Here is an 18,130-nt window from a genome sequence, read left to right on the forward strand (position 1 = left end):
GAGCGTTGGGCGGGGGCTTTTATAATGAAAAAAAACCGCTGACTCAAAAGCCAGCGGTTTTTATCTTTACTGCATCATCAGATGCGAAAGAGAACTTACAGCGCCATATCGTGCTTAGCTGGCGTCTTATCAGCCTGCCCGGTGATGGTTGACTGCGCAGGTTCCTGTGCAGGCATGTTGATCACCGGTGGCTTGGTCAGCTGAAGAGTCGCCGCCGTGTCATCCCACACTTTCTGGGTCAGCGCGGTGTTGCCGTTCAGCGTCTGGCCGTAGCTTGGTACCACGTTGCGGATCTTTTCCTGCCATGCTGGCGAGTTGAACTGCTCAGGGAACAGCTTCTTCATCACGTTGATAGCGATTGGAGCCGCGGTAGAAGCACCCGGAGAGGCACCCAGCAGGGCAGCCACGGTTTTCTGCTGATCGGTCACAATTTCTGTACCCAGTTTCAGCACGCCGCCTTTATCCGCATCTTTCTTGATGATCTGCACACGCTGGCCAGCCTGGATCAGTTTCCAGTCTTCTTTCTTCGCGTCCGGGTAGTACTCTTTCAGCGCGGCGAAACGGTCGTCGTCGCTCAGCATGACCTGACCCACCAGGTATTTCACCAGGTCGAAGTTATCCAGACCTACGTGTGTCATAGGGATCACGTTGCTGGTGGTAGTGGTGCTCAGCAGATCAAACAGTGAACCGTTTTTCAGGAACTTGGTAGAGAAGGTCGCGAACGGCCCAAACAGAACAACGCGCTTGCCGTCCAGCGTACGGGAGTCCAGGTGCGGAACCGACATTGGTGGTGCGCCGACGGATGCCTGACCGTACACTTTTTCTACGTGACGGTTAGCGATTTCTGGATTTTCCGTCACCAGGAATGAACCACCGACCGGGAAGCCCGCGTAGTTGTCACCTTCGGGAATACCGGTTTTTTGCAGCAGCTTCAGCGCGCCGCCGCCAGCACCGATAAAGACATATTTCGCATCAACGGTGCGTTCTGCGCCGTTTTTGGTGTCTTTGATCGTTACGTGCCAGGAGTTGTCGCCGTTACGTTTGAATTCGGTCACTTCAGAAGAGGTTTCCAGCTTGAAGTTATCGTTCTTCTTCAGGCTGCCCACCAGCTGACGGGTGATCTCACCGTAGTTAACGTCGGTGCCGACTGGCGTCCAGGTTGCCGCAACTTTCTGCTTAGGATCGCGGCCTTCAATAATCAGCGGCGCCCACTGCTTAATCTGATCCTGATCGGTAGAGAATTTCATGCCCTGGAACAGGGTGGTTTTCTGCAACGCAGCGTAACGTTTGGAGAGATATTCCACGTTAGCGTCGCCCCAGACAAAGCTCATGTGCGGGGTTGAGTTAATAAAGGAGTGCGGGTTATTCAGCACGCCGCTTTTAACTTGTGAAGTCCAGAACTGACGGGAAATCATAAAGGCTTCATTGATTTCCAGCGCCTTGCTCACGTCAATGGTACCGTCTGCACGCTCTGGCGTGTAGTTCAGTTCCATATTCGCTGAGTGACCAGTACCGGCATTATTCCAGCCGTTAGAAGACTCCAGCGCAACGCCGTCGAGTTTCTCAACCATGATCTGTTTCCAGTCTGGCTGCACGTCTTCCAGCAAGGTGCCTAAAGAAGCACTCATGATGCCGCCGCCAATCAGCAGCACGTCAGTTTTCTCTGGTGTGGTCTCAGCATGAAGGGCCGAACTAACCAGTAAGGCCGTTAGCGAAAGGGTCGGGAATAATTTAGTTTTAGTCATGGCAGGTGGTCTACAAGTCTGAATTTGACATTAGTTAAAAAGTGGTTGTAAATATTAAATTATTGTTACTTGCAAAGGCATGTATTTTTAGTTACATAACTAAAAAATGTCATAATTAAGTTTAATTAGTTACAAATAGGGGTTTTGACAGGGGTAATTTTTACAATCTAACTAAAGCGGCGCAATTATAGCATTAATTACAAGGTTTTAAATCCGCATGATTGTTGTGGTTTTGTTAAGCGTAATCAGTACCACTGAGGATTGATGTCAATCTGTCCCGCTCAGTCTTCCTGATTCAGCAGCCGCATCACCCTGGGATGTTCAGCTGCGGGCAGGCGCTGGAAAGAAGAGAGCAGCTGTTCCGCTGCCGTCTCCAGCGCAGCGATCAATGACTGCACGGCAAGCGACAGCTGGCGACCTTGTGGCGTGATCACGCCGAAGAAATAGGGAATGTCTTCTTCCAGCGGGACAATCGTCACGCCTTCAAGCGGCATGCCCCAGGCCGTAACCGGTTCAAGGATTGCCACGCCGAGTCCCGCTCTGACGCAGGCAAGAATGTTAGCTGAGGAGTTGGTTTCGATGGTTTCGTGCGGCGGCACCTTCAGTTTTTTTAGTGCCTTTTCAAAGCGGCCGCGCAAACGCAGCGGATTCCACGGCGCAATCAGCCTGCGGCCAGCCAGGCAATTCAGCGTGATATGCGTTTCTTTCGCCAGCGGATCGTCCTGTTGCAGTGCCACTACGCAACGCGACTGCCCAATCCAGTGCAGATCCACCGCGTGATGCTCCAGCGGCAGGCTGCACAAACCGATATCCGCTTCGCCGCTAATCACCGCGTGCGCGGTTTGCTCAGCGGATTCACTGATGATATGCACTTTATTCTGCAACCCTAACGTTGCCAGCGCCTGCGGCAGCAGACCGGCAGCTAAGGCTGGGGTGGCTGCAATATGCAAAGGGCGGTGTTGCTGCTGACCGATTTCCTGCGCCCGCAGGCGGATTTGCTGCAAGGAAAGCAGCGCTTTTTGCACATACTGATGGAGCTGTAGCGCTTCCTCGGTGGGGTGAATGCGCGGGCCGTTACGGGTAAACAACAGGTAGCCGAGCGACTGCTCCAGCTCCTGAATCAGGCGCGAAACCGCCGGCTGCGAGCGATCTAACGCTTTCGCGGCGGCGGTAATATTGCCCGCAGAAATCACTGCGGCAAAGGCTTCCAGCTGGCGTAGATCCAGATCGTGTAAGGTGGTCATCCGGTGAACGTTTCCTGACTGTCAGGCACCCCCCGCTGACAGCGGGAAATGCCGAAAAAAACCGCCCACAAGGGAGGTTAGTTTTGCCGCTTCAGGTTCTGACCCGGAGCGCCGCCTCGATTTTATCAGCGATTTTTGTTACCACCCAGGCTATCACCATATAAAACACCACGGCAACCGCAAAGGCTTCAAGATAATAGAAATTCAACGCGGCAGTAAGCTGCGCCTGCGCGAAGATATCCACGACCTCAATGGCAAAGGCCAGCGACAGCGCCTTCATGATCACCATAAATGAATTGGCTAAATCGGGAATGGCCGCCACGATAATCTGCGGAAACAGAACCCGCCGGAACAGCTGGCCGCCGGTATAGCCCAGCGAATGAGCGGCATCCGCCTGACCCTGATCGAATGAATTCAGTGCCCCTTTGACCACCTCGGCCTGAAACGCCGCCACGCAGGCGGTGAGCGCAACCACGATAATCACCCAGTTCGGCAATGAGTGCGCATTGACCTCAATGCCCACCCGTGAGGCGACAAAATGCAGCGCGGGCGGCAGGCCGTAGTAGGCCAGAAAAATCACCACCACCATCGGCACGCCTTTGAACGCCACTTTATAAGCAATCACCAGCTGACGCAGCACCGGGATGCGTTTGTGCTCAATAAACGCAAACAGACCGCCGGTGAGGGTCGACAACATAAAAATGGTTAACGCCATCGCCAGCGTGCCGGGTACCGCGTCAAGAATGCTCCAGAAATCCGGCAGCAAAACCTCAAGATCAAACATCGTATTTCTCCATCAGAGGCTGCCAAACTTGATTTTCGCCGGTGCCGTTTTGGAAACGTATTTCCCATGACGATGCTCAAAGAAACGTACAACAAGCCAGGCAATCAGGCACAGCAGCGAGTAGATCACCGCCAGTACCAGATAGGTGCCGAACTGATACTGGTTGTAGTCCCGTTCCATAATCAGGTGCGCGGTCGCCATCACGTCGGCCGCGCCGATATACATCACCAGCGCCACATTATGGATCAGATAAATTACCGCGTTACCGTAGCCAGGCAGGGCAATATGTACCGCCTGTGGTCCGATGATGCGGGTGATTTTCTGCCGGAAGCCGTAGCCCAGGCTGTCGGCGGCATCGTGCTGGCCGCGCTCGACGGCCAGAAAGGCGGGGCGCATCACCTCGGACAGATAACCCCCGTGATAGAAGCTTAAGCCAACCATCGACGCCGTCGTCGCCGAGAGAAAGTCGTCCACGCCAAACAGGCCGGTGATTAACGGCAAACCATAAAATGCCACAAACAGCTGAAGGACAACGGGCACGCTGCGGGCATAGGAAACGTAGAGATCGGCCAGCTGGCTAATCCCCGGGATCCGCCGCACGCGCAGCGCGGTCGTCACCAGCGCCAGCATAAAGCCGGCGAGCAGGGCAACAAACATAATCGCCAGCGTCAGCGGTAATGCTGAAAGCAGCTCGGGGATCATGGAAGAAAGGTGCATGAAACGCTCCTGAACAAGCCCACGGACGGGCGATTACTTCATGTATTTAACAACGTCTTCGCCAAACCATTTCTGCGAAAGCTTATCCAGCGTGCCGTCGGCTTTCAGCGCTTTTAGCGCGTTATTGACATCATCGTTCAGCGCGTTGTTTTTCTCAGAACGATGGATCAGTACGTAGGTGTTGTTGACGGCTACCGGCTCGCTCGCTTTGATGGCCAGTTTCTGATTGTCGATAACGGTCTGTTCGCCCAGGTTGGAAGGCAGGATCAGCGCATCGTATTTGCCGCTCTGGACTTCTTTCAGACGGTCCGGGTAAGGAATGCCGGCGCTGGACGCTTTGATCGTCACTTTTTCGCCTGGGTTATCCTGCTGCCACTGATTAACGAATTTATAAACGCCGCCGCCAGCGGTCACCGGCACGATGTTTTTACCCACCAGATCCTTCATACCGTTAATCGTGCTCTCTTTGCGGCTGTAGATTTTCATCAGGCTTGCGCCAATTGGGCTGTCCGGGATCAGAAACTGTTTGCTGCGGGCAGGGGCTTTATAATAGCCGCCGGTCGCCATATCGTATTTCCCGGTGACCAGGCCCGTTTCCTGGGCGATGTCCGCTGCGCCTTCCATCTGGAATTTATACTGCGGCAGTTTTGCGTTAATCGCTCTGAGCACGTCCGGCTCATAGCCCTGCGGCTCCACGCCGATAGCGCCCCATGACAGCGGCTTGGATTCGGCAGAGGTGGCAATTTTGATGGTGCGAACGGCGCTGTCAGCGGCCTGGGCAAAGCTGAATGGCGCTAACAGGGCCAGAACAACGGCACCGCGACGTAATGGCGTTTTAATTGCAGGCATAGTCTTATTTCCTCTTATTAGATTACGCGCTCAGAACTGAGGAACTGAGCCAGTCGTGGAACGGCGGGGTTATCGAAAATTTCAGCCGGGCTGCCTTGTGCGGCAACCACGCCCTGATCCATAAACACAATGCGGTTAGAGATGCTGCGGGCAAACTGCATCTCGTGCGTGACCAGCAAAGAGGTAATGCCTGAAGAGGTCACGTCTTTAATGACCTTCAGCACTTCGCCGACCAGCTCAGGATCCAGCGAGGAGGTGGGTTCGTCGAACAGAATCACGTCTGGCCGAACCGCCAGCGCGCGGGCAATGCCGGTACGCTGAAGTTGTCCACCTGAAAGCTGTGACGGGTAGTGATCCTGCCTGGCAGTCAGGCCAACGCGATCCAGCTCCTGACGGGCAATTTCCCGCGCTTCATCTTTGGATTTACGCTGCACGACAACTAACGGATCCATGACGTTTTCAATCACCGTCATGTTTTTAAAGACGTTGAACTGCTGAAATACCATCGCGGTGCGCAGACGAATGGCCTGGACGGCGGCTTTATCCACAGACTGATAATCCATACGGATGTCGTCAAAAACAATCGTGCCGGATGCAGGCTTAGCCAGATAGTTAATGCAGCGTAACAGCGTGGTTTTGCCGGTGCCGCTCGGGCCGATAATCGACACCACGTCGCCGCGATTTACCGTCAGGTTGACGCCTTTCAGAATCGGCGTGTTGCCGTAGGAAAGCGTTATATCATTGAGTTCCAGCATGGCTCAGGCTCCTTTTACCGCAGTGGCATGTCCAAGAACGTGCATCAAACGGTTAGCCCAACCGAAGATGGAAATAGCATGGATCAGATCGATAATTTCACGATCGTCCATACCGTTAGCGCGTAACGCAGCAATATCTCCCGGCGTTGCCTGTGACGGTGTCACCGAAAGGCGACGAGCAAAACGGTCGATGGCGGCATCACGCGGGCTGAGTTTTTCTGTTTTATCGAACCAGAGCGCGCTAACAACCTGATTACTTTTGCTTAGCTGCGCATGACGGCGGGCGTGGACCACCGCGCAATATTTGCAGCCGTTAACGATAGAAGCGCTCAGCGCACCCAGCTCACGGTCGGCGCGATCGAGGCCGCCGTCGACATACATGATGGCGTTGAACAGTACCGTGCGGGCCACGTAGCTTTCCGGGTCGTGCGCCAGCGTGCGCACATATTCCGATACCTTCTTGTTGGAAGGAGTGACTTTCATCGCGGCGAGCTGGTCTGGCGTGGCCGATTCCAGCTCGACCGGCTTGATATGCGGGTGCCAGCTAAGCGGCTTCAGGCTAACTTGTGGGATCATGCAGACCTCATCAGGCGCAGGCCAGCGGCGACGCGCGTCTGGAAATTAATAAAGGCGATCAGCTCTGAAAGCGCCACGATCTGTGCGTTGTTCAGGCCTGCTTTCTCAAGCAGCCGAATATCCTCAGCCTGGGCGCGGTCCGGGGTCAGGGTGATGAAATCCACGTGCCGGGCGAGGGCAGCAAATAATCCGCTCAGCCCCTTTTCGCCGTTTGCCAGCGCCAGAAGCTGTTCGCCTGGCGACAGCGCAGCCAGCAGCGCGTCGTATTCTGCAATCAGCGGCGGGTCGTTGTTCAGCAGAGCCATGCGGCGAGCCAGCGCAATGCGTAATTCATGAGCGAGCCCCGCATCGTTTTCGGGTTGCAGCACGGACTGGCGGCATTGTTCCGCGCCCTGCACAAATTCCGGGCGAAAGCGTCGCGTTTGATAAAGCGCATCATCCGGTGAAAGACCAGCAGCCTGGTCAATAGCGTCAATCACAACGCGTTCTCCTGTTTTAGCAAAGGGGTTGAGTCAGTCCATTCGTCGCCCTGAAGTTCCGGCACGTCGTAGGCGATCAGGCTGGCGAAATGCGTTGCCACATCCCCGGCAAACAGCGAGGCGGTAATACCGCGCACCAGCCGATCGGCACCGGCGCTTACTGCCGGAATATCACCAGAGACTTTGCCGTGGGTCAGCATGGCGGCGTCATTAAAGCAGTGAATGCGGGACAGCATCGGGCAGGCGCCCGGCGTACGCTCACGGAATTCGAAAGCCGGGCCAAGGTCCGGCGCCTCCAGCATAGCCGTGCGCGCTGGCCCCATTTCCGGCGTATAGCGACCATCGGCCCAGCTGCGGATATGCGGTGCCAGTGAGGCAAATTCCGGGCGACCGGTAAAGGTATTGGTAAAACCGGTTGCGGCGATCAGATAGTCGTAGCGCATGTCGCCCTGAGTGGTGTGGATCAGCAGATCCTCTTCCTGTGTTACCGCCTTGATGCCGCAGTCGAGAAAGAAGCGGGCATTGGGATGCCGCGAGACGCGCAGGGTGGACGATCGCGGCGGCGGTGTCTGTGTCGAAGCGGTATAATCCACAAACTTCCATTTCCACGCATCGGGCAACTGGTGCATACCGTGAACCACGCCCTGGCTGCCGATGCCGGTCATTTTATTGATGCGCGGCATCGCTTTGCGACGGATCAGCATATCCACCGATCCTGCACCGGCTTCCAGCGCGGTCGCGGCATTGTCCATAGACGATGCGCCCGCACCGATGACCGCCACGCGTTTTCCTTTCAGTGCGGCAAAGTCGATCTCATCTGCGGAATGCGCCCAGTAAGCGCGATCGATACCCTGCAGGAAGTCAGGGATGGCAAAGCCGCCCAGGCCGGAACGGCCGGTCGCCAGCACCAGATGGCGGGTTAGTACCCGACCTGTTTCCGCGCCTTCTAAATCAATAGCAATCAGGTCGTCGACCGCTTCGATTCGGGTCATGCGGACATTATTGCGCACCGGCAGATTTAATACGTTGCGATACCAGACCAGATAGTCCATCCACTGGTTTTTTGGGATTTTATCCAGCGCCTGCCAGGCCTCGTTGCCCCATTGCGCGGCGAACCAGGCGCGAAAGGTCAGCTGCGGCAGACCCAGCGCCGGGCCGTGCAGGCTTTTTGGCGAACGCAGCGTCTCCATGCGGGCAAAAGTGACCCACGGCCCTTCAAGCCCGGCGGGTGCCGCGTCGTAAGCAACAACGTTATCGATACCGGTTAATATCAGCTTTGCCGTCGCTGCCAGACCGCACATCCCTGCACCAATAACCACCACGTCGCGCACCGGCGCATCATGGTGAGTGCGCGACGGCACCCAGGGTTTGGCGGGCAGCTCAAGGAGGTCGAGATCCTGTTTTAGTCGCGCTTCGAGAGCGGCAAGACTGCGGGTAGCGGGCGTTGATGCCGTATTTGTCATGATTCAGATCCCTGACTGATGCCTGACGTTGATACCCGGTGAACATCCGGCCATAAAAGACGCAAAATCCACAAGGTTTTACTATCACATAAACGCATGCTGTAGCGTTGAGTATCAACTTAATGCATGGTAGCGAGTGAGGCCTGAATCATCCTTTTCGGCCCGATAAGAGTCAAGGTCGCAGGTCAGTTATTGCCCTATGGATTTCTTATATCTTATGCTGGAAATGATATAAGGTGTGGGCGGGATGGAAGCACGTAGTTGATGAATGAGTTGTTTTTACCCGGGCCAGATTCTGTATTTATGTCTTTCACGTGATAACGCTTGATTTGTACAAATTTGCACCGTAGCGTGCGATTTGGGTGTAAACGACAAGGAAATCTTAAGGATGAGTAAACGTAATGAAATAATCGATGGCGCACGGGCAGCTACGGCCAGAGGTGGATTAGTGTATACCGAAGTACTGGGGTGGATCGATCCTGGTCATGCAAGAGGAGATGATATAAGAATACTTATGGCTAAATTTAAGCAAGATGAAGCAGCCAGTACACTTTATTACGATATTACTTATGCTCAGTCTATGGTCTCTCCCTATCAAGTCATTCGAGTAGGTAAATTCATAAAATGGCGTATTCGTAAGGGGCGCTCTTATCAGGAGTGTAAAAGCATTGCGCTGGCAATGATGATAACGTTAGCTGGGCGCTTTGAAAAATTTCAGAGTACATTCCCTAACAATATGGTGACTGCCAGTGGATTTAGTGGTGAGGATCTTGTTTCTGATCTATTGGGATTTTATCGTGTAATGTCAACTAAGGATCCTTTTTCTGTCCTGCGGCCGGTAAGCAAAGAGGAAGCACTCAAACGCTGGGATTATTACGGCAAAATCGGTTCCTGGAAAAATGAAAATTTTAAGCCAATTTTATTCCCGGACCCAGAGCGATTTCCTGGCTCAAGGCCACGTACAGGCGAGCTTCCCGATTTTATGCAAACCATTAAACCTTACAATGACTGGAGTTCTGGAAATGTAGCTATTGCAAGCATGGACGGTTCTTTTATCCAAAGTGGAAAGCAGAAGGATCTCATTATATGAGAAAGCCGTTTAAAATCACGCTTGCTCTCATTATCGTTATAGCCGCTATATTTTCTTATTTATGGCCAGTGATAAAAATGGAACTGGCGGGTAGCGCGCACTATACCGAAGAAAATAAAAAAGAGTATGAATACTACACGCCTGACATTCTGAAGAAAATCCCAAGAGTATCTGCAAATTATGAATTCGATTTTTATAATGTGGCAGGCCCAGGGTCACTTATCTATTCGGTTATATTCTTTGGAACGACTGACACCAGCAAGATAAATGCTTACCTGATTTCTCGACACTACGTAAAACAAGACACCTGTTCCGTAGAAGGAGAGTGCTGGCGTGGGAGCGATCCCGGAGAAACGATAACCGTTAGCGTTGTGCCGAAAATTAATGCGGTGACAGTGCAAGTGGATAATTCACCGCAGTTCTGAACAGGCTGGCTTAAATAAACGGGGACGTCACGCAAACGCGACGTCCCCAAACGCTTAATTCCACAGCGCCAGGATCGGCCAGCCGACCAGCAGCAGCAGTGAGATATAAATCACCCCAAATATAGCGCCCAAACGCCAGTAATCACGGGATTTCACGTAGCCGCAGCCGTAAATAATCACGCCAGGCCCGGTCGCATAAGGCGTCAGACAGCCCATAATCCCGATGGAAAGCACTAGCAGCAGGCTAAGCTGTTCCATTGGTACGCCCGGAATGCCTTTACCTAACGCCAGGATCACCGGCAGCATGGTGGCCGTATGCGCCGAAAGGCTGGCAAACAGATAATGTGCAAAATAGAACACCAGCACTAATACAATCACCGTCGCATCCGGTGAGAAGCCCTCCAGATGCGTGCTCATGGTGTTGGCAAACCAGTCGATAAAGCCGGAGCGGGTCAGGCCGTTAGCCATCACCACCAGCGTAGCCAGGTTGACCAGCGTATTCCAGGCGCTGTGATAACGCGTGATATCCTTCCACGGCACCACATGCAGCGCCAGCATCAGCGAGACCGCCAGCAGGCCCACCGCGGTGGCGTTAATCACTTTGCCACCGAACACCCACAGACCCAGACTCAACAATACCAGGCCAATCAGCGTCCTCTCTTTACGCGTCAGGCCACCCATCACCTTTAACTCGTTACCGGCCCAGCTGGAGATTTCAGTACTGTGGGTAACGTCGGGTTTATACAACACGTAAGAGAGCCAGGGCGCTACGATCAGCAAAATCAAACCCACGGGCAAAAAGGCGAGAAACCATTGCAACCAGCTGATTTGTATTCCTGCGATCTTATGAACAAACTCCAGGCCTAACACGTTAGGTGCCGCACCGGTGACAAACATGGAGGAGCTGAGGCTGGTGCCAATAACCATCATCCACATCAGATAACCGCCGATACGCCGCGCGGAAGGATCGTTAGGAAAAGATTGAAACAGCGGCGGCAGGTTTTTAACCACCGGAAATACCGTGCCGCCGGTACGCGCGGTATTGGAAGGGGTAAAGGGTGCCAGCAAAATATCGATAATGACGATTGCATAACCCAGCGTCAGGGTACGTTTCCCCATAAACTTGACCAGAAACAGCGCGATACGGCGGCCAAGGCCGGTCACTTCATAGCCTAAAGCGAAGATGAACGCACCGAAGACCAGCCAGACCGTGGTGCTGGAAAATCCGGCCAGCCCCCATTTCAGCGCCTCTTTTCCCGCATGAAAAGCAGGATTGGCCAGTTCACTGGCATCGAATAACAGAAAATTACCGCCGATAACGCAGATCGTAACGGCAATAAAACCGATCGCCGTGGCCGGGATCGGTTCAAGGATCATGCCGACAATCATCGCCACAAATACGGCAAAATAGTGCCAGGCCTGCGGCGGCATGCCGTCCGGCACCGGGATCAAAAACATAATGCCCATTACAACCAGCGGGGCCAGCAACTTCCATATATTATCTTTGGTTAAAGACATGAGTGATTCTCCGTAGGGATCCTGGGGAAGTCAGGTTGAGGAATAACTTGCGAAAGGTGAGCGAGGAACCAGGTGACAATCAGCAAATCGGCGCTGCCGCCGGGGCTGAGATGACGAGCGATACACTGCCGGTCGAACTGCTGAAGATGAATGAGATCGGCGGATGTGCGAATACCGCCGTTGCGCAGCAATCGTTTTGCCTGTTGCTGAAGCCAGCGCAGGCCGTCCGCACCGCCACGGGATGCGACATTGGTGTCACCATTCAGCGCCATCAGCAGCAGCAGGGTATCAAGCAGGGCGAGTTCCGGATCGAGATGCTGCGCCAGCAACGCCCGATAATGCGGTAACGCATGACGAATGACCAGCGGATAACCGGCTTCCGCTTCTCCGCGCGCGCCGGTCAGTCCCAACTGCTGATAAAGACGCTGCCCAGCCGTGCGCTGCGGGTTATTCTGCTGTAATTCTCTTTGGGTTAAACCCTGACAAAACGCGGCAACCGTGGCGCAAATCGTTTCTGCCGTCAGGGGGTGCTGAGACTGATAAAGACGGCCCAGTGCGGCGCAGATTAGCCCAAGGGAAAAAATGGTGCCTTTATGCGTATTCACCCCTGCCGTTGCACGAAACATCGCGGTTTCGCAGGCCATACCCAGCGCACGCAAGCCCGGCAAAACATCTCCTTCCGGTCGTTTCGCGCTGGAGGCGCCATAGCTGACGAAACGCGGCAGCCAGCCACGAATAGCAGCCGCACTGCAATAAAAATCAGCCAGCGCCATATCCCGATGTGCACCACAGTTGAAGCGATCCACCAACCCGGGCTTTGGTGACAGGTTAACCTCAGCGATCATCGCTCGCCAGGCGAGGTCACACCAGGCGTGGATCAGTTTTTCAAAAGCATCAGTATTGCGCGTGGCGATCGGCATCATCCAGCAAATCCTCCATACGAATCAGTAAATCGGTCAGCGTGTGGGTGCGTGCACGGCCGCATTCCGCCGCGCTCTGTGAACACAGAAGGCAGCGTCGTGCTGTAAGAGAGAAATCGCGGCGGGAGAGGATCCCGCCGTCCGCGCTCAGCACATCGATATCCCATAACCGGCCGAGTGGATGCTGCTGTTCAAGCTGAATGGTGGCCAGCTTGATCCTGCGTGCCGGGGTATTGATGGCAAACAGCGCTTCCGGCCCGCTGGCGGTGGCAAGCGCCGCCTGTTCTCTGATAACCCAGCCCGACCGTTTTGCCAGGGTATGCAACGCAAGCACGCCGTGATTAAAAATCCTGCGGGTTAATACGCTGTCTTTAACCGGGCCGGGCGCCACCACGGTGAACGAGATCAGCGGTACGCGATAGCCCGCCAGCCATGCATTTTGCCTGGCCTGTCGCGCATCGCGGCTGGCGAGCAGCTCTGGGATCGAAACAACATGGTGGCTGGCTTTATCAGGGAACAGGTACATGGTTTATTCTTTCACCTGATGAACAACATCGATCACCGAACCGTCGCGGTAACGCACCACGGCAATCACACGCCCGGTAAATTCAACCGCATGCGGCTGGCCCGTGAGCAGCTGCGCCCGCTCGCGTAGCCATTCAACAGGGACGATTTTCATGCCCGCCTCCTGCAAGCGTTTAGCCAGTTCCTGACGCGAAGGATTCACCGCGATACCGTGATCGGTCACAAGGATATCGATACTTGAACCCGGCGTGACACAGGTCGTCACTTCATCAACCAGTGTTGGAATGCGGCCCCGGACCAGCGGCGCGACGATAATCGAAAGCGCCGCGGCGGCAGCCGTATCACAATGGCCGCCGGAAGCGCCACGCAACACGCCATCGGAGCCGGTCAGCACGTTGACGTTAAAACCGGTATCGATTTCCAGTGCGCTTAACACCACCACATCGAGACGATCGACAGAGGCCCCTTTGGAATTCAAATTGGCATACTGGTTGGCGCTGATTTCGATATGATTTGGGTTGCGGGCCAGTGATTCTGCCGCGCAGCGATCGAAACTCTGCACGTCCAGCAGCTTGCGGATCAGCCCTTTTTCATGCAGATCGACAATGCTGGCGGTGATGCCGCCGAGCGCGAAATCAGCACAAATCCCGCGACGACGCATCTTGTCTTCCAGAAAACGGGTGACGGCCAGTGACGCGCCGCCGGAACCGGTCTGGATCGAAAAACCGTCGTTAAAGTAGCCGGAACGGGCAATCACTTCTGCCGCGCTGCGGGCGATCAGCAGCTCGCGCGGGTTGGAGGTCATGCGGGTGGCATCCGCGCCGATTTTGTCGCTGTCGCCAACCCGATCGACCTGAACGATCAAATCCACCTGGTCCTGAGCAATGCTGGCAGGATGATGCGGATAGGGCAGCAGCGTTTCGGTCAGCAGTACAACCTGTGTGGCGTACCCGGCATCGACCCGGGCATAGCCCAGTGACCCACAGTTTGCGCTGCCGGTAAACCCGTTGGCGTTCCCGGCGGGATCGCACGATGGCACACCCAGAAACGCCACATCAATATTCAGCTCGCCACTTTCAATCAGCTGCACGCGGCCACCGTGAGAATGGATCTGTACCGGCTCATTGAGTAACCCACGGGAAATTTCTTCCGCCAGCGGGCCGCGCAGACCGGAGGTGTAAATGCGGCTGATTACGCCGTGACGAATATGCTCAATTAACGGTTCGTGGCAGTCGCTCAGAGAGCTGGAGGCGAGGGTCAGATCTTTCAGACCGGCGCGGGCAACGGCTTCCATCACTAAATTGAGCGTCAGATCGCCGCCGCGAAAAGCGTGATGGAACGAAAGCGTCATCCCGTCCCGCAAGCCGGAACGGCGAATCGCCTCTTCCAGGCTGGCACACAGTTTGTTGTCGCGCGGGCGGGTCTGTTTCGGGGCGTTCTGATAAGCGGCCAGATCTTTTTCAGCACGGCGGAGCCAGGCCGCAGCGCGTGTGGCATGTTGAGAGTGTTCAGTTGTCTGCGTCATTAGAGAGCCTTATTCTTCACGAATGCCTGATAGTGCGGCGCGGGAAAGGACCAGCCGGGCACGTTCGATAACCGGGCTGTCGACCATTTTGCCGTTAAGTGAGACCACGCCACGGCCTTCGCGGGCCGCAGCTTCAGCGGCTTCCACCACCTGGCTTGCGTGTTCAACTTCTTTCTGCGTGGGCGCGTAGAGGTTATGCAGCAGCTCAATCTGACGCGGGTTGATCAGCGATTTGCCATCAAAGCCCAGCTGCTTGATGTGGGCGGCCTCATGCAGAAAGCCCGCTTCGTTGTTGGCATCGGAATAGACGGTATCGAATGCCTGAATTCCTGTGGCGCGAGCGGCCTGAAGAATGGAGGAGCGGGCGAACAGCAGTTCGATGCCGTCGGGAGAACGTTCGGTGCGCAGATTGCGTACGTAATCTTCTGCACCTAACGCGATGCCGATCAGGCGGGGCGACGCGTTAGCAATATTAACGGCCTGAGTAATGCCCTGCGCGGACTCAATCGCCGCCAGCAAACCGGTGCTGCCGGGTTCGCGACCGCAGGCTTTTTCAATTCTCAGGATCTCTTTTTCAATCTCAGTTACGTCCTGCGCGGTATCCGTTTTCGGCAAGCGCACGATATCGCAGCCGCCGCGCACTACCGCTTCCAGGTCGTCGATACCCCATTCGGAATCGAGCGCGTTAACGCGAACAATGGTTTCCACATCGCGGTAAAGCGGATGTTGTAAGGCGTGATAAACCAGCCGGCGGGCCGCATCTTTTTCTCTGAGGGCAACGGAGTCTTCCAGGTCGAACATCAGCGCGTCCGCAGGGTAGATAAACGCATTGCTGACCATGGCGGCATTCGCGCCCGGCACGAACAGCATACTGCGGCGGGTGCGGGCTTTGCGCTGGAGCAGGGAGGCAGAAATCACGGGCGCTCCTCCCAAGGCAGTGCGTTAAGACCTGCGGAACGTGCCAGGACGGTTTCCAGCCGGGCGCGTAAGATGCAGTCGAGTGCCCCTTTATCATCAATCGTGAGCTGCGCGGCTTTGACGTCATAGCGAGCAAGAACATCCAGAACGGTGGTGCGAATGGCGTCACCAAACTGCTTCTCAACGCTGCTGTTGATTTGCAGGTCAATATCCGCGTTGAGCGGGGCGATGCGGATCATGACGTCGCCAGATTCAAGTGTGCCTGCGACGGCGGCCTGAGTTATCTTCATTTTTCACCTGTTAATGCGTGTAAAGCGTGGCGGGTTGCGGCACCGGTCTGATGGGTGCCAACCATGTTTTGCAGGTAGCTCAGCGTGACGGCTGGCACCAGCGGCGCGATAGCCGAAAAATCTTTTTTGACCAGCAGCTTGCGCACCCATGAGGCAGAAATCGGCGTTTCCTGGAAACAAAGCCGCTCAATTTCCACCAGTTCAATGGCGGGCGCGGAAAGGTCGGGCGTGTTCAGCCAGTGACGCATATCGTGGTTATAGCGGGCAGTTACGGTGCAAAACGGCTCGGTGCCGACAAAGCGGTGCGTAATCCCCAGCGCGGGCGCAAGATACTGCCGAAAGATCTTGAGATCGATTTCGGTATAGCAGTGGTCAATAACACTCTGTTCTTTAATAAAATAGCAGGGGAAGGTGGCGCGGGAGATGATGTATTCGGACCCTCTGTGTACCGTTAATCTGGCGATATCCGCCGTGCCTTTCAGCACTAAATCAAAGCGGTCTTCATAGGGGAAACGCGAGGTATCTTCTTTTACCAGGAACAGATGCAGCCAGTCGCACTGCGCCGCTGCCTGCTGGATCACGTAACGGTGTCCGTTGGTGAAAGGGTTAGCGTTCATCACGATACAGCCAATTTTTTTCCCTTCCCGACGCTCGCGGGCAAGCGAATCGGCATAGCGCTTCAGACGCGTCTTACTGTTTTCCATCAGCACCATAATGCCCGGCACGGAGGTTATCGTTGCAAAACCGCACTGCTTAAAAAGCGTTTCATAACCGGTTTTGGTGTAGATGAAGAGATGCGTGCAGTGCTTTTCATAAGCGAGGTTAATCAATTCTGTGGCCAGCGATAACGCCAAACCTTCGCCGCGCACCGATTCACTGATGGCGACGCATTTAATGATATTTCCGGCAATACCCCCGCAGGCGATCAGCGTATCGTCACGCCTGACAGTAATAAAAACCTCGACCGTTTTATCCACGCTAAGATCGTTTTCTTTCAGAAATTGCTTTATTTCGGCCATCTTGTGCATTTCTGAACGTTTTACTTGCGTGAAGACGTTATTACCCAACATGTTAAGCGGCGTCCTGACAGACATAAGTAAGCAGAGGCGGTAATGCTACAACCAGGCAGAAGGGGGAATACTGGGCGAGCGCAAGAAACAGGCGTTTTTTTGCGGTTAACGTTATAAACCGCTTGCTTGTATAACAATGGTTGAGGCAGGAGCAAAAAGGTTGCCTGAACAGAACTCGCTCCGATGGCGTTCAGGCGTTACGGCAAAAGCGGCGGTTTAACGCTAAACAGTGATGGCTGTCCCGGCCAGCATCAGCTGCCAGTTTCCGCCACTCAGGGCGTCACGCGCGCTGTTACTCAACTGCGTATCGGTGATAATGGTGTCGAAACAGTCAAGCGGCAGGGCAAGAAAAGTGGCGATTTTGTTATATTTTGAGCTGTCGCTCAGTAAAACGCGCCTGCTGCTGACCTCGCAGACCGTCTGTTTTACCGTCACTTTCTCCTCATCGGGTGTGAACAACCCACGCGGTCCCCAGCAGGATGCCGAGATAAAAGCGATATCAATGGCCAGATTGCGCAGGCTGCGTGCCGCGCTCTCCCCGACACACGATCGATTCTCACGGCAAACCGTACCGCCGGTATGGATGACCCGGCACTGGCTGGCCTCCATTAACAGGTTGGCCACCATAAAATCATTGGTCACAACCAGCACATCATCCCGATCCAGCAGCTCACGGGCCAGCGCCAGCGTGGTCGTCCCGGCGTCAATATAGATGCAGCTGTTACGCGGAATATGCTGCGCGGCGTAGCGGCCAATCGCCTGTTTTTCAGCATTCGCCAGCGAGGTTTTGGTCAGATGTGAAGGCTCTGCTGCCAACCGTTCCGCCGAGCGGACGCCACCCGAAACCGAAAGCAGCGCGCCTTGCTCCTCCAGCTTCTGCACGTCGCGGCGGATCGTCATATGCGATACGCCAAGCCGTTCTGTCAGTTCAGAAAAGCTCACCACGCCGCGTTCGGCCACCATTGCCAGGATTTGTTGGTGTCGTTCAACCGGGATCACATCGACTCCTGTGAAAATTTATCAATTTTTCACAGTGTAGTGGAAAAGATCTTTTCTGCGAACCAGAAATGACGAGGCTTAACTTCATTGTTCCCTGAACGGTCGATATAGAGCAAGGCGTGATACGGGATGTGAAAAAATGTGCTCATTCAATCGCCAGGTCAGTTTTGTGACATCAGGCACATTTATTCCGCACGCAAGCTGGCACGATTAACAACATTGAACAAATAATCACTTA

At 54.7% G+C, this 18,130-nt stretch carries 19 protein-coding genes; 2 read left to right on the forward strand and 17 right to left on the reverse strand.

Annotated elements, in window-relative coordinates:
* Positions 1–95: 95 nt before the first annotated feature.
* From mqo to EHV07_RS11085, 9 genes are all read right to left on the reverse strand, one after another.
* The gene (mqo, locus tag EHV07_RS11045; RefSeq protein ID WP_147197851.1) at positions 96–1,745 is read right to left on the reverse strand and encodes a malate dehydrogenase (quinone); all 1,650 of its coding nucleotides are present in this window, start codon (positions 1,743–1,745) and stop codon (positions 96–98) included.
* A gap of 281 nt (positions 1,746–2,026) precedes the next feature.
* A complete protein-coding gene (locus tag EHV07_RS11050) occupies positions 2,027–2,989 on the reverse strand; it encodes a LysR family transcriptional regulator (protein WP_147197853.1) in 963 nt (320 codons plus the stop codon).
* A 91-nt stretch (positions 2,990–3,080) separates the two neighbouring features.
* A complete protein-coding gene (locus EHV07_RS11055) occupies positions 3,081–3,773 on the reverse strand; it encodes an amino acid ABC transporter permease (RefSeq protein ID WP_147197856.1) in 693 nt (230 codons plus the stop codon).
* 12 nt (positions 3,774–3,785) lie between these two features.
* Positions 3,786–4,490, reverse strand: a complete 705-nt coding sequence (locus tag EHV07_RS11060) for an amino acid ABC transporter permease (protein WP_147197857.1) — start codon at positions 4,488–4,490, stop codon at positions 3,786–3,788.
* Positions 4,491–4,523: 33 nt separating this feature from the next.
* Positions 4,524–5,339: a transporter substrate-binding domain-containing protein gene (locus tag EHV07_RS11065; protein ID WP_147197859.1), complete on the reverse strand. Its 816-nt coding sequence runs from the start codon at positions 5,337–5,339 to the stop codon at positions 4,524–4,526.
* 17 nt (positions 5,340–5,356) lie between these two features.
* Positions 5,357–6,094 (reverse strand): amino acid ABC transporter ATP-binding protein, encoded by a 738-nt coding sequence (locus EHV07_RS11070; protein ID WP_147197861.1) that lies wholly within the window; start codon positions 6,092–6,094, stop codon positions 5,357–5,359.
* Positions 6,095–6,097: 3 nt separating this feature from the next.
* Positions 6,098–6,670 (reverse strand): peroxidase-related enzyme, encoded by a 573-nt coding sequence (locus EHV07_RS11075; protein WP_147197863.1) that lies wholly within the window; start codon positions 6,668–6,670, stop codon positions 6,098–6,100.
* Positions 6,667–7,149, reverse strand: a complete 483-nt coding sequence (locus EHV07_RS11080) for a CMD domain-containing protein (protein WP_147197865.1) — start codon at positions 7,147–7,149, stop codon at positions 6,667–6,669. The genes EHV07_RS11075 and EHV07_RS11080 overlap by 4 nt, the downstream gene beginning before the upstream one ends.
* The gene (locus tag EHV07_RS11085; protein ID WP_147197866.1) at positions 7,146–8,612 is read right to left on the reverse strand and encodes an NAD(P)-binding domain-containing protein; all 1,467 of its coding nucleotides are present in this window, start codon (positions 8,610–8,612) and stop codon (positions 7,146–7,148) included. The genes EHV07_RS11080 and EHV07_RS11085 overlap by 4 nt, the downstream gene beginning before the upstream one ends.
* A gap of 388 nt (positions 8,613–9,000) precedes the next feature.
* Between EHV07_RS11085 and EHV07_RS11090 the strand changes: the two genes are divergently transcribed.
* Together EHV07_RS11090 and EHV07_RS11095 are read left to right on the forward strand one after the other, a co-directional pair.
* Positions 9,001–9,702 carry a hypothetical protein gene (locus tag EHV07_RS11090; protein ID WP_147197868.1) on the forward strand — a complete coding sequence of 234 codons (702 nt, stop codon included), beginning with the start codon at positions 9,001–9,003 and terminating at the stop codon, positions 9,700–9,702.
* Positions 9,699–10,127, forward strand: coding sequence for a hypothetical protein (locus tag EHV07_RS11095; RefSeq protein WP_147197870.1), 429 nt, complete (start codon positions 9,699–9,701; stop codon positions 10,125–10,127). The genes EHV07_RS11090 and EHV07_RS11095 overlap by 4 nt, the downstream gene beginning before the upstream one ends.
* A gap of 54 nt (positions 10,128–10,181) precedes the next feature.
* Here the strand turns inward: EHV07_RS11095 and EHV07_RS11100 are convergent, their stop codons facing one another.
* The 8 genes from EHV07_RS11100 to ygbI form a co-directional block, all read right to left on the reverse strand.
* Complete coding sequence (locus EHV07_RS11100) at positions 10,182–11,645, reverse strand: anion permease (RefSeq protein WP_147197873.1); 1,464 nt, start codon at positions 11,643–11,645, stop codon at positions 10,182–10,184.
* Positions 11,636–12,568 (reverse strand): triphosphoribosyl-dephospho-CoA synthase CitG, encoded by a 933-nt coding sequence (gene citG / locus EHV07_RS11105; protein WP_147197875.1) that lies wholly within the window; start codon positions 12,566–12,568, stop codon positions 11,636–11,638. The genes EHV07_RS11100 and citG overlap by 10 nt, the downstream gene beginning before the upstream one ends.
* The gene (gene citX / locus EHV07_RS11110) at positions 12,540–13,091 is read right to left on the reverse strand and encodes a citrate lyase holo-[acyl-carrier protein] synthase (protein WP_147197877.1); all 552 of its coding nucleotides are present in this window, start codon (positions 13,089–13,091) and stop codon (positions 12,540–12,542) included. The genes citG and citX overlap by 29 nt, the downstream gene beginning before the upstream one ends.
* Positions 13,092–13,094: 3 nt before the next feature.
* The gene (gene citF, locus EHV07_RS11115) at positions 13,095–14,615 is read right to left on the reverse strand and encodes a citrate lyase subunit alpha (RefSeq protein ID WP_147197879.1); all 1,521 of its coding nucleotides are present in this window, start codon (positions 14,613–14,615) and stop codon (positions 13,095–13,097) included.
* A gap of 9 nt (positions 14,616–14,624) precedes the next feature.
* A complete protein-coding gene (gene citE, locus EHV07_RS11120) occupies positions 14,625–15,533 on the reverse strand; it encodes a citrate (pro-3S)-lyase subunit beta (protein ID WP_147197881.1) in 909 nt (302 codons plus the stop codon).
* Positions 15,530–15,823 (reverse strand): citrate lyase acyl carrier protein, encoded by a 294-nt coding sequence (citD, locus tag EHV07_RS11125; RefSeq protein ID WP_147197884.1) that lies wholly within the window; start codon positions 15,821–15,823, stop codon positions 15,530–15,532. Before citD ends, citE begins: the two co-directional genes overlap by 4 nt.
* Complete coding sequence (gene citC / locus EHV07_RS11130; protein ID WP_147197886.1) at positions 15,820–16,893, reverse strand: [citrate (pro-3S)-lyase] ligase; 1,074 nt, start codon at positions 16,891–16,893, stop codon at positions 15,820–15,822. The genes citD and citC overlap by 4 nt, the downstream gene beginning before the upstream one ends.
* Before the next feature lie 222 nt (positions 16,894–17,115).
* Entirely contained in the window at positions 17,116–17,892 is a 777-nt protein-coding gene (ygbI, locus tag EHV07_RS11135; protein WP_147197888.1) for a DNA-binding transcriptional repressor YgbI, read from the reverse strand.
* Between the last annotated feature and the right edge of the window lie 238 nt (positions 17,893–18,130).

Origin of the sequence: Pantoea sp. CCBC3-3-1, from assembly GCF_007981265.1 — a bacterium.
GTDB lineage: Bacteria > Pseudomonadota > Gammaproteobacteria > Enterobacterales > Enterobacteriaceae > Erwinia.

Excerpts from the sequence above, each read along its gene's own strand:
- mqo (WP_147197851.1), bottom strand. The coding sequence starts at position 1,745 with ATGACTAAAACTAAATTATTCCCGACCCTTTCGCTAACGGCCTTACTG.
- EHV07_RS11050 (WP_147197853.1), bottom strand. The coding sequence starts at position 2,989 with ATGACCACCTTACACGATCTGGATCTACGCCAGCTGGAAGCCTTTGCC.
- EHV07_RS11055 (WP_147197856.1), bottom strand. The coding sequence starts at position 3,773 with ATGTTTGATCTTGAGGTTTTGCTGCCGGATTTCTGGAGCATTCTTGAC.
- EHV07_RS11060 (WP_147197857.1), bottom strand. The coding sequence starts at position 4,490 with ATGCACCTTTCTTCCATGATCCCCGAGCTGCTTTCAGCATTACCGCTG.
- EHV07_RS11065 (WP_147197859.1), bottom strand. The coding sequence starts at position 5,339 with ATGCCTGCAATTAAAACGCCATTACGTCGCGGTGCCGTTGTTCTGGCC.
- EHV07_RS11070 (WP_147197861.1), bottom strand. The coding sequence starts at position 6,094 with ATGCTGGAACTCAATGATATAACGCTTTCCTACGGCAACACGCCGATT.
- EHV07_RS11075 (WP_147197863.1), bottom strand. The coding sequence starts at position 6,670 with ATGATCCCACAAGTTAGCCTGAAGCCGCTTAGCTGGCACCCGCATATC.
- EHV07_RS11085 (WP_147197866.1), bottom strand. The coding sequence starts at position 8,612 with ATGACAAATACGGCATCAACGCCCGCTACCCGCAGTCTTGCCGCTCTC.
- EHV07_RS11090 (WP_147197868.1), top strand. The coding sequence starts at position 9,001 with ATGAGTAAACGTAATGAAATAATCGATGGCGCACGGGCAGCTACGGCC.
- EHV07_RS11095 (WP_147197870.1), top strand. The coding sequence starts at position 9,699 with ATGAGAAAGCCGTTTAAAATCACGCTTGCTCTCATTATCGTTATAGCC.
- EHV07_RS11100 (WP_147197873.1), bottom strand. The coding sequence starts at position 11,645 with ATGTCTTTAACCAAAGATAATATATGGAAGTTGCTGGCCCCGCTGGTT.
- citG (WP_147197875.1), bottom strand. The coding sequence starts at position 12,568 with ATGATGCCGATCGCCACGCGCAATACTGATGCTTTTGAAAAACTGATC.
- citX (WP_147197877.1), bottom strand. The coding sequence starts at position 13,091 with ATGTACCTGTTCCCTGATAAAGCCAGCCACCATGTTGTTTCGATCCCA.
- citF (WP_147197879.1), bottom strand. The coding sequence starts at position 14,615 with ATGACGCAGACAACTGAACACTCTCAACATGCCACACGCGCTGCGGCC.
- citD (WP_147197884.1), bottom strand. The coding sequence starts at position 15,823 with ATGAAGATAACTCAGGCCGCCGTCGCAGGCACACTTGAATCTGGCGAC.
- citC (WP_147197886.1), bottom strand. The coding sequence starts at position 16,893 with ATGTTGGGTAATAACGTCTTCACGCAAGTAAAACGTTCAGAAATGCAC.